Below are 6,928 nucleotides of genomic sequence, written 5' to 3' on the forward strand. Positions count from 1 at the left end.
GGGGATATGTTATGTCAATACAGGAAAACTGCCGGGTCGTGGCCAATACGCAGCTGGGCGAAGGGTTATATGCCCTCACGATGCACGCGCCCGCCATCTGCGCGCAGGCGCAGTGCGGCCAGTTCGTGCATATCGCATGCGGCGAGGGCAACCTGCTGCGCCGCCCGATCTCGATCTGCGGCTGGCAGGGCGATGCGCTGCGCGTCGTGTTCCAGATCAAGGGCGAGGGTACGAAATGGCTCGCCGCGCGGCAGGCCGGCGACGTGCTGGACGTGCTCGGCCCGCTCGGCCACGGGTTCGACGTGGCCGCGCTCGGCGCAAAGCCGGTGCTGATCGGCGGCGGCATCGGCGTTCCGCCCATGCTGCAGACCGCGAAAGCCGCAAAGGACGCGGGCGCGCAGCCGCGCGCGGTGCTGGGCTTCCGCAATCAGGGCGCGGTCATCCTTGAGGAGGATTTCCAGGCCGTCTGCGAAACCTTTGTCACGACCGACGACGGCTCCTATGCCCGCCACGGCTTTGTGACCGACGTATTGCAAGAGCTGCTCGCGGACGCGACCGGCGTGGCCGCCTGCGGCCCCAAGCCCATGCTGAAGGCCATCGCCGCGCTCGCAGAGGACGCGGGCCTGCCCTGCCAGGTCTCGATGGAGGAGCGCATGGGCTGCGGCATCGGCGCGTGCCTGGTGTGCGCGTGCGCGCTCAAGGCGGAAAACGGTGAAACCCGCTACGGCCACGTCTGCAAGGACGGGCCGGTGTTCGACGCAAAGGAGGTCGCGTGGTAATGGCGGATCTGAGAGTCAATTTCTGCGGCGTGGAGCTGAAAAACCCGCTCACGACCGCGTCCGGCACATTCGGCTTCGGGCATGAGTACGGCGAATTCTTCGACCTGTCCACGCTCGGCGGCGTCGGCGTCAAGGGCCTGACCCCGACCGAGCGCCTGGGCAACCCCGCGCCCCGCATCGCGGAAACCCCGTCGGGCATTTTGAACTGCGTGGGCCTGCAGAACCCGGGCATCGACCGCTTCATCGCGGAGCAGATCCCGTTCCTGCGGCAGTACGACACCGCGATCATCGCCAATGTGTCCGGCAACACGGTCGAGGAATACGAGGGCATGGTCGAGAAGATCTCGGACGCGGACGTGGACCTGATCGAAATGAATATCTCCTGCCCGAACGTCAAGTGCGGCGGCATGGCGTTCGGCACCCAGCCCGCGATGGTCGAGGAGGTCGTCTCCGCCGCGAAGCGCAAGGCGAAAAAGCCGCTGATCGTCAAGCTCAGCCCGAACGTGACCGACATCACCGAGATCGCGCGCGCGGCGGTGGCCGCGGGCGCGGACGCGCTTTCGCTCATCAACACCCTGCTGGGCATGCGCATTGACATCGAAACCAGAAGGCCCATCCTGTCCAACGTGATGGGCGGCCTGTCCGGACCGGCGGTATTTCCGGTCGCGGTGCGCATGGTGTACCAGGTGCGCCGGGCGGTGGACGTGCCGATCCTCGGCATGGGCGGCATCCGCACGGGACGCGATATCGTGGAGATGCTGCTCGCGGGCGCGGACGCGGTCGCAATGGGTACGGTGCTGTTTGCCGACCCGCTGGCGCCGGTCAAGGCGCTTCAGGAGCTGGAGGCGTGGATGGACGCGCATGACGTGCAATCCGTCCGCGAGCTGTCCGGCGCGGTCGAGGTGTGAGCCATGACCACGGTTTACCTGATCCGCCACGCGGAGGCCGAGGGCAACGTCTACCGCCGCTGCCACGGACAGTATGACAGCCTGCTCACCCCGCGCGCCTACGAGCAGCTCCCCTGTCTGGCCAAACGCTTCGAGAGTGTGCCGCTGGACGCGGTGTACGCCTCCGACCTGTTCCGCGCGCGCACGACCGCCAAGGCGGTCGCCCAGCCGCACGGACTGAACGTAGAGCTTCGCCCCGTGCTGCGCGAGATCGACATGGGCGACTGGGAGGACCTCCCCTGGGCCGAGCTGCCGCGCATCTGGCCGGAGGAATACGCGGTCTGGCGCGCCCGCCCGTGGGACGCGCGCCCGCCGCACGGCGAAAGCGTGCTGCAGGCCGGCCAGCGCATGCTGGACGGGGTGCGCGGGCTGGTGCGGCAGCACGAGGGCGGCACGATCGCGGTTGTGACCCACGGCTCGGCCATCCGCGGCGCGCTGACCATCGCGCACGGCTTCGCGCCCGAGCAGATGGGCGAGATCGGCTGGGGAGACAACACCTGCGTGGCGAAATTTGAATTCGATGGGCCGGACCGGCTCGCGGTGGTGTACGAGAACGACGCCTCCCACCTGCCGGAGCGCCTTTCCACCTTTGCCGCCATCGGCTGGAAGGACAACAAGGGCGTGCCGGAAACGCCGCAGCTCTGGTTCCGCCGCGCCGACCCGATGGACGCGGGCAAGATCGTCGCTTTCCTGCGCGAGCTGCACCGGAACGCCTACGGCACGGACGCGCACCTCGATCCGGACGCGCTGCTGGCGGACGTGGCGCGCGCCCAGCGGGTCAGCCCGCGCGCGTGCTGCTTCGGCTGCCTGGAGAGCGGCGAGGAGGCCGCGCTGGTCTACCTCAAGACCTGGTATGACGACGAGCCGGACGTGGGGCTGGTCGGCGGCTTCTGCATCGACGAACGCTACCGCGGCCGCGGCCTGAGCGGGCAGATCCTCGGCCAGGCGATCAGCGTATACCGCGCGCTCGGCAAGGCGTACTTATGCGCGCATGCGGCCGAGCGCAACGCCCGCGCGCAGGGCTTCTACCGCAAATTTGCCTTCGAGCAGCGCGGCGAATATCGGGACGAAAACGGCCTGCATTACCGCATGTTCAAGCGCATCTGCGTGGATTGACGCACTTTGGAGGGGCATTCTACCGCTGGTAGAGCGCCCTTCTTCCGTATCTCGGTTGCTGCGGGGCAGACTTTCTGCTATGCTGGAAGCACAAAAGGGAGGGGAACGTATGGACGCAAAGGCAACGGGCGCGCTGATTGCGGCGCGGCGCAAGGCGCTGGGGCTGACACAGAAGCAGCTTGCCGAGCGGCTGCTGGTATCCGACAAGGCGGTCAGCAAATGGGAGGTCGGAGTTTCACATAATTAAAGATACCACACCAATCCCATGCTGACTTTTGCTCAACCGATACAGCCGGAGGGCTGGATAACAAGAAAAGGCGGTATGCGCCCCGTGGAGGGGTAGCGTACCGCCTTTTCTTGTGGGGGTTTCCAAAGGGGGCAAAGCCCCCATTTGGCACACGACTTTGCGAAGCAAAGTGTAGTGTGTTATACCTGCTGGCGTGGCTGGCGTGGAAAACGGGGTGCGGTGCTTCATGCGCCCTGTTTGCTCCGGCAGGAAAACAGGCTGAATTTTTGCGAATGGGAATGAGCGAAAAATCGGGCTGTTTTCAGAGAACGGCGGCAGGTATATGAAAGCCCCCGTCCCTCGTCCTACGCTCCGACTTGTGGACAAAGTGTCCCGAAGTTGTGGCCACACTCCCGGAAAAGTAGCAGGACAGCGGGCAACCGTCAAGGCTGAAATGAACGGGTTTACACCCGGCCTTGACCTCCGCCCGCTGTCCCGCTGAATGGGTGGACAAGGCGGCCAATCCCTCAAAGTGCTTGGCCGCTCTCTTTCTGATTTTGGAGCGTTTCTTTTCTAAAAATTGAAATGGGCGGGAAGCCATTTTAGGGCTTTCCCGCCTTGATTACTTTTTAGCAAAGACGGGCGTGACTGTCAACGGCGGCGCATGAAATGCGCCGTTCATCTTGACCGTTGACTGGCTCGGCTGGCTTTGCTATCTTCCTGACAAATGGGAATGTCTAAGATAGTAAAGACGTCCCACATGCAACTCTTTCTTTTATTGCGGAAACCGTATCTTTAATTGTGAATGTAGTTGTGTCTATGACATTTGATTCATATACTCCCAAACCGGAAAATTGCTCCCACATTGTTTCCACTAATTCAATATTTGTTTTTCTATCTAATTTTGAGCGTTCCACAGCTCGCTTCATAGTTTCTTTTTTACTCGCTCTTAATACAATATAGTGTACCTCGTAATCTTCTTGGGCAAGAGCTTTCCATGGCTCCAAAAACCATGGCCCGACAATCCCATCTACAATTACATCATATCCGCCACGAGCATATCGCTTTGCAGCCTCTAAAAAGGCTTCAATGACAACCAGATTTTGCTTGTTGGATTCTGGCAAATGTGGTGGTATTGCGCCTTTGCTTAAGTAATGAAAAAAGTCATCGGTGTGCATATGCACTGATTTATCCATATCTGATTCCTTTGCGACAATTGACGCAGTTGTTGTTTTTCCTGTCCCCGGTGAGCCTGTAATCACAATAATTCTTCCTTGATTCATCTATATTTTCCCTCACAATTTGAATTTATCACTTTGTTCCTGCCTGCTCAATCATCTTCTTCGCAAACTCGTTTTCCCTGACCCTGGTTGCCCACCAAGTAAAAAAGCGGTTGGCGATTCAACCGCTTTTTTTCCTTGAACCAATTCTTCTAAATTATCATTTAAGCGATTTTCAAATTGTTTGTCAGTAAAATTGACTATATTTGCCATATTAAGCCACTTTCTCTTTATTCAAAACTTGTTTTGAATAGCGATTCATTGACCGCCAATACTCATGAACGGCTTGTAATTCTTCTAAAGAATAATCAAAAAGATTTACACGTTTTGCAAGCTTTAATTGGTTTAATAAATTGACTTCCAATAATTGAGAGTCATTTTTATTTAATTCATGATTCAAAACATAGTTTAATACTCGATTATAAACGCTTGCCGATAATTCGTTAATGATCTCTATTTCAAATGTTTTTTCATAAGTAACTGCCATTTCATTTTCACTCCTTTTAAAGTTTGTCAGGTAAATATTTCCGAATATATTCTTCTAAGGCTTTATCCATAACTTCTTTTACGTTTCCGCCATTCTTTGCTGTTTCGATTTTTATAATATGGTGCAAGTCAGCACGAACACGAACCGTCTTATCCCCCATAATATCTTTTTTTGCACTGATTGGTGTATCATTTCGTTTTGCTTTTTGTGCGCCTAAATTTCCCACAACCACTCACTTCTTTCTATTTCTTCTTACTCTTATTTTATCATCAACAATCACAAATCACAAGTGATTTGTGATTAATCACTTGTGATTTGTGATTCTATTCTTTTTCGTTTTCTAATTGAATGATTCGCTCAAGCATTTCAAAAAATACGTTCTCATACATAGATAAAACTTTTTTGTCATAGCCTTTGTGTTCTGTAATGCCGTTTTTAGACCAGGTACTTACTTTATTACTTCGCTTGATAATATTTTGGAAAACCAAGTTATCTTCTTTATGTTGCTTGTACAGTTCTTCCAGGTTTGATTTTATCGTTGTGCTGTCCGTATCAACTAAATAAGGAACAAAACCGATCATATCTAGTCCAGGGTTAAACTGTTCTTGTAAATCAATCAAATAGGAAATATAGTTTTGAATGTTGTTTGTACTTTCTTCTTCTGCTTGTAAAGGGATCATGACGTAATCACTTGCCACGATTGCATTATTTGTATAAACGCTTGGCGTTGGTACAGTATCAATAATAATGAGATCATAGTCACTTTTTAAAGGTGCTAAAAGAGTAGCAAGCAATCTACTTTCATTTTCAAAAGTCCATGAGCGAGTTAATTTTGGCAGTAACATCAAATCAAACGTGCCAGGGATCAAGTCTAAATTATCAGTCAAATGAACAATAGAAGAAGCCAAGTTTCCATTTTTCAGTCCTTCATAAAAATTAACACGTGGCAATTCTACCTTAAATGTTTTTGCTAAGTCTTTTGTCAATGTTGCTTGTAAGTCCTTATCGATCATTAAAACTTTTAAATTAAATTTGTCTGTCAAGTAAGCAAACATAGTCGATAATTTTGACTTTCCAACACCACCTTTAAAATAATTGTTTAAGATAACAATCGCTTCATTTTTACTGTTTAAAATACGTCTTAATTCTTCAAGTATTTTGAGTTCTTCCTTCTCCATAACTACGCCCCATTCTTTTTTTGTATAGTAATATTGTATCATTAGGAATCACAAATCACAAGTGATTTGTGATTAATCACTTGTGATTTGTGATAAGTGATTTGTGATTAATATATAAAAGCCCTCTTTAAAGGGCTTTTATGCTTATTTTGAAAAAGAGATAAAATCAATATATCCCTTTTCTCCGATTTTTACAACGGCATTGTAGGACTTTCTATCTTTCGTTTTGATTCCTTTTACCAGGGTTTCTTTTCCCTCTAGTAATTCTTTTACATTTGTTTTGGTGAGTTTTTTCTTTCTAAAATGTTCAGCTAAAGTAAACTTACATTCAGGATAATTTGAACAACCATAAAACGATTTTTTTAATACAATATTGTTGCCACACTTAGGACATTTTCCTACAATACTTTTTTCTGCTTCTTTTTCTTTCTGTTCCTGGTAATCAGAAAAATTTAGTTTTTCTATATCGTTAGGTACAGCTTCCAGTAAATGAACAATGAATTTTTTGATATTCGTAATAAAGTTCTCTTGATTGCCTTCTCTTTTACCGATTTTTTTTAAATACGTTTCCCATTTAGCCGTCATTTCAGCACTCGTTAAAAGGTGCTGACTTTCAACTGCCTGGCACAATAATTTTCCTTTTTCAGTTACAACAAGCTTATTCTTAATCACTTGGATATATTCTTTTTGTTTCAAGGCTTCAATAATGCTTGCTCTTGTCGCTTCTGTTCCAATCCCCTCAACTTCTTGTAAAATCTTGATTGCTTCTTCATCATCAACCGTTTTATTCGCCGTTTTCATAGTAACTATAAGTTCGCTGTGAAATATGCAGATAGCTTGCGACCTGCTGCTGACTCAAATCGTTATCCTCGCGTAAATTTCGTATACGCTTGTAAGGAATATTGATCACCTCGA

8 protein-coding genes and 2 pseudogenes are annotated in these 6,928 nt (G+C 50.9%); 4 read left to right on the plus strand and 6 right to left on the minus strand.

Annotation, left to right across the window (positions count from 1 at the left end; genetic code table 11):
• Nucleotides 1-11 precede the first annotated feature (11 nt).
• The 4 genes from ACYQ3S_RS11965 (at nt 12) to ACYQ3S_RS11980 (ending at nt 3,089) form a co-directional block, all read left to right on the plus strand.
• Nucleotides 12-779: a dihydroorotate dehydrogenase electron transfer subunit gene (locus ACYQ3S_RS11965; protein WP_459689375.1), complete on the plus strand. Its 768-nt coding sequence runs from the start codon at nt 12-14 to the stop codon at nt 777-779.
• Entirely contained in the window at nt 779-1,687 is a 909-nt protein-coding gene (locus tag ACYQ3S_RS11970; protein ID WP_459689376.1) for a dihydroorotate dehydrogenase, read from the plus strand. The genes ACYQ3S_RS11965 and ACYQ3S_RS11970 overlap by 1 nt, the downstream gene beginning before the upstream one ends.
• Before the next feature lie 3 nt (nt 1,688-1,690).
• A complete protein-coding gene (locus tag ACYQ3S_RS11975; RefSeq protein WP_459689377.1) occupies nt 1,691-2,842 on the plus strand; it encodes a GNAT family N-acetyltransferase in 1,152 nt (383 codons plus the stop codon).
• Nucleotides 2,843-2,951: 109 nt separating this feature from the next.
• A complete protein-coding gene (locus ACYQ3S_RS11980; protein ID WP_459689378.1) occupies nt 2,952-3,089 on the plus strand; it encodes a helix-turn-helix domain-containing protein in 138 nt (45 codons plus the stop codon).
• A 716-nt stretch (nt 3,090-3,805) separates the two neighbouring features.
• Here ACYQ3S_RS11980 and ACYQ3S_RS11985 read toward each other — a convergent pair.
• The 6 genes and pseudogenes from ACYQ3S_RS11985 to ACYQ3S_RS12010 all read right to left on the minus strand — a co-directional run.
• Nucleotides 3,806-4,561 (minus strand): annotated as a pseudogene (locus ACYQ3S_RS11985) (AAA family ATPase).
• A 1-nt stretch (nt 4,562) separates the two neighbouring features.
• On the minus strand, nt 4,563-4,835 hold the full coding sequence (locus tag ACYQ3S_RS11990) for an antitoxin (RefSeq protein ID WP_000301765.1): 273 nt from the start codon (nt 4,833-4,835) through the stop codon (nt 4,563-4,565).
• Nucleotides 4,836-4,851: 16 nt separating this feature from the next.
• The gene (locus tag ACYQ3S_RS11995) at nt 4,852-5,061 is read right to left on the minus strand and encodes a peptide-binding protein (protein WP_000527317.1); all 210 of its coding nucleotides are present in this window, start codon (nt 5,059-5,061) and stop codon (nt 4,852-4,854) included.
• Nucleotides 5,062-5,158: 97 nt separating this feature from the next.
• Nucleotides 5,159-6,013 (minus strand): ParA family protein, encoded by an 855-nt coding sequence (locus tag ACYQ3S_RS12000; protein ID WP_000409924.1) that lies wholly within the window; start codon nt 6,011-6,013, stop codon nt 5,159-5,161.
• Nucleotides 6,014-6,157: 144 nt separating this feature from the next.
• Nucleotides 6,158-6,814 carry a topoisomerase C-terminal repeat-containing protein gene (locus tag ACYQ3S_RS12005; RefSeq protein WP_459689381.1) on the minus strand — a complete coding sequence of 219 codons (657 nt, stop codon included), beginning with the start codon at nt 6,812-6,814 and terminating at the stop codon, nt 6,158-6,160.
• Nucleotides 6,801-6,914, minus strand: a pseudogene (locus tag ACYQ3S_RS12010) (helix-turn-helix domain-containing protein); the annotation flags it as partial. The pseudogene ACYQ3S_RS12010 and the gene ACYQ3S_RS12005, both read right to left, overlap by 14 nt.
• Nucleotides 6,915-6,928: the final 14 nt, after the last annotated feature.

Source organism: Agathobaculum sp. TL06 (genome assembly GCF_054658635.1).

What these genes read in the sequence shown, in the direction of transcription:
- ACYQ3S_RS11965 (WP_459689375.1), top strand. Translation starts at nt 12, where the DNA reads ATGTCAATACAGGAAAACTGCCGGGTCGTGGCCAATACGCAGCTGGGC.
- ACYQ3S_RS11970 (WP_459689376.1), top strand. Translation starts at nt 779, where the DNA reads ATGGCGGATCTGAGAGTCAATTTCTGCGGCGTGGAGCTGAAAAACCCG.
- ACYQ3S_RS11975 (WP_459689377.1), top strand. Translation starts at nt 1,691, where the DNA reads ATGACCACGGTTTACCTGATCCGCCACGCGGAGGCCGAGGGCAACGTC.
- ACYQ3S_RS11980 (WP_459689378.1), top strand. Translation starts at nt 2,952, where the DNA reads ATGGACGCAAAGGCAACGGGCGCGCTGATTGCGGCGCGGCGCAAGGCG.
- ACYQ3S_RS11990 (WP_000301765.1), bottom strand. Translation starts at nt 4,835, where the DNA reads ATGGCAGTTACTTATGAAAAAACATTTGAAATAGAGATCATTAACGAA.
- ACYQ3S_RS12000 (WP_000409924.1), bottom strand. Translation starts at nt 6,013, where the DNA reads ATGGAGAAGGAAGAACTCAAAATACTTGAAGAATTAAGACGTATTTTA.
- ACYQ3S_RS12005 (WP_459689381.1), bottom strand. Translation starts at nt 6,814, where the DNA reads ATGAAAACGGCGAATAAAACGGTTGATGATGAAGAAGCAATCAAGATT.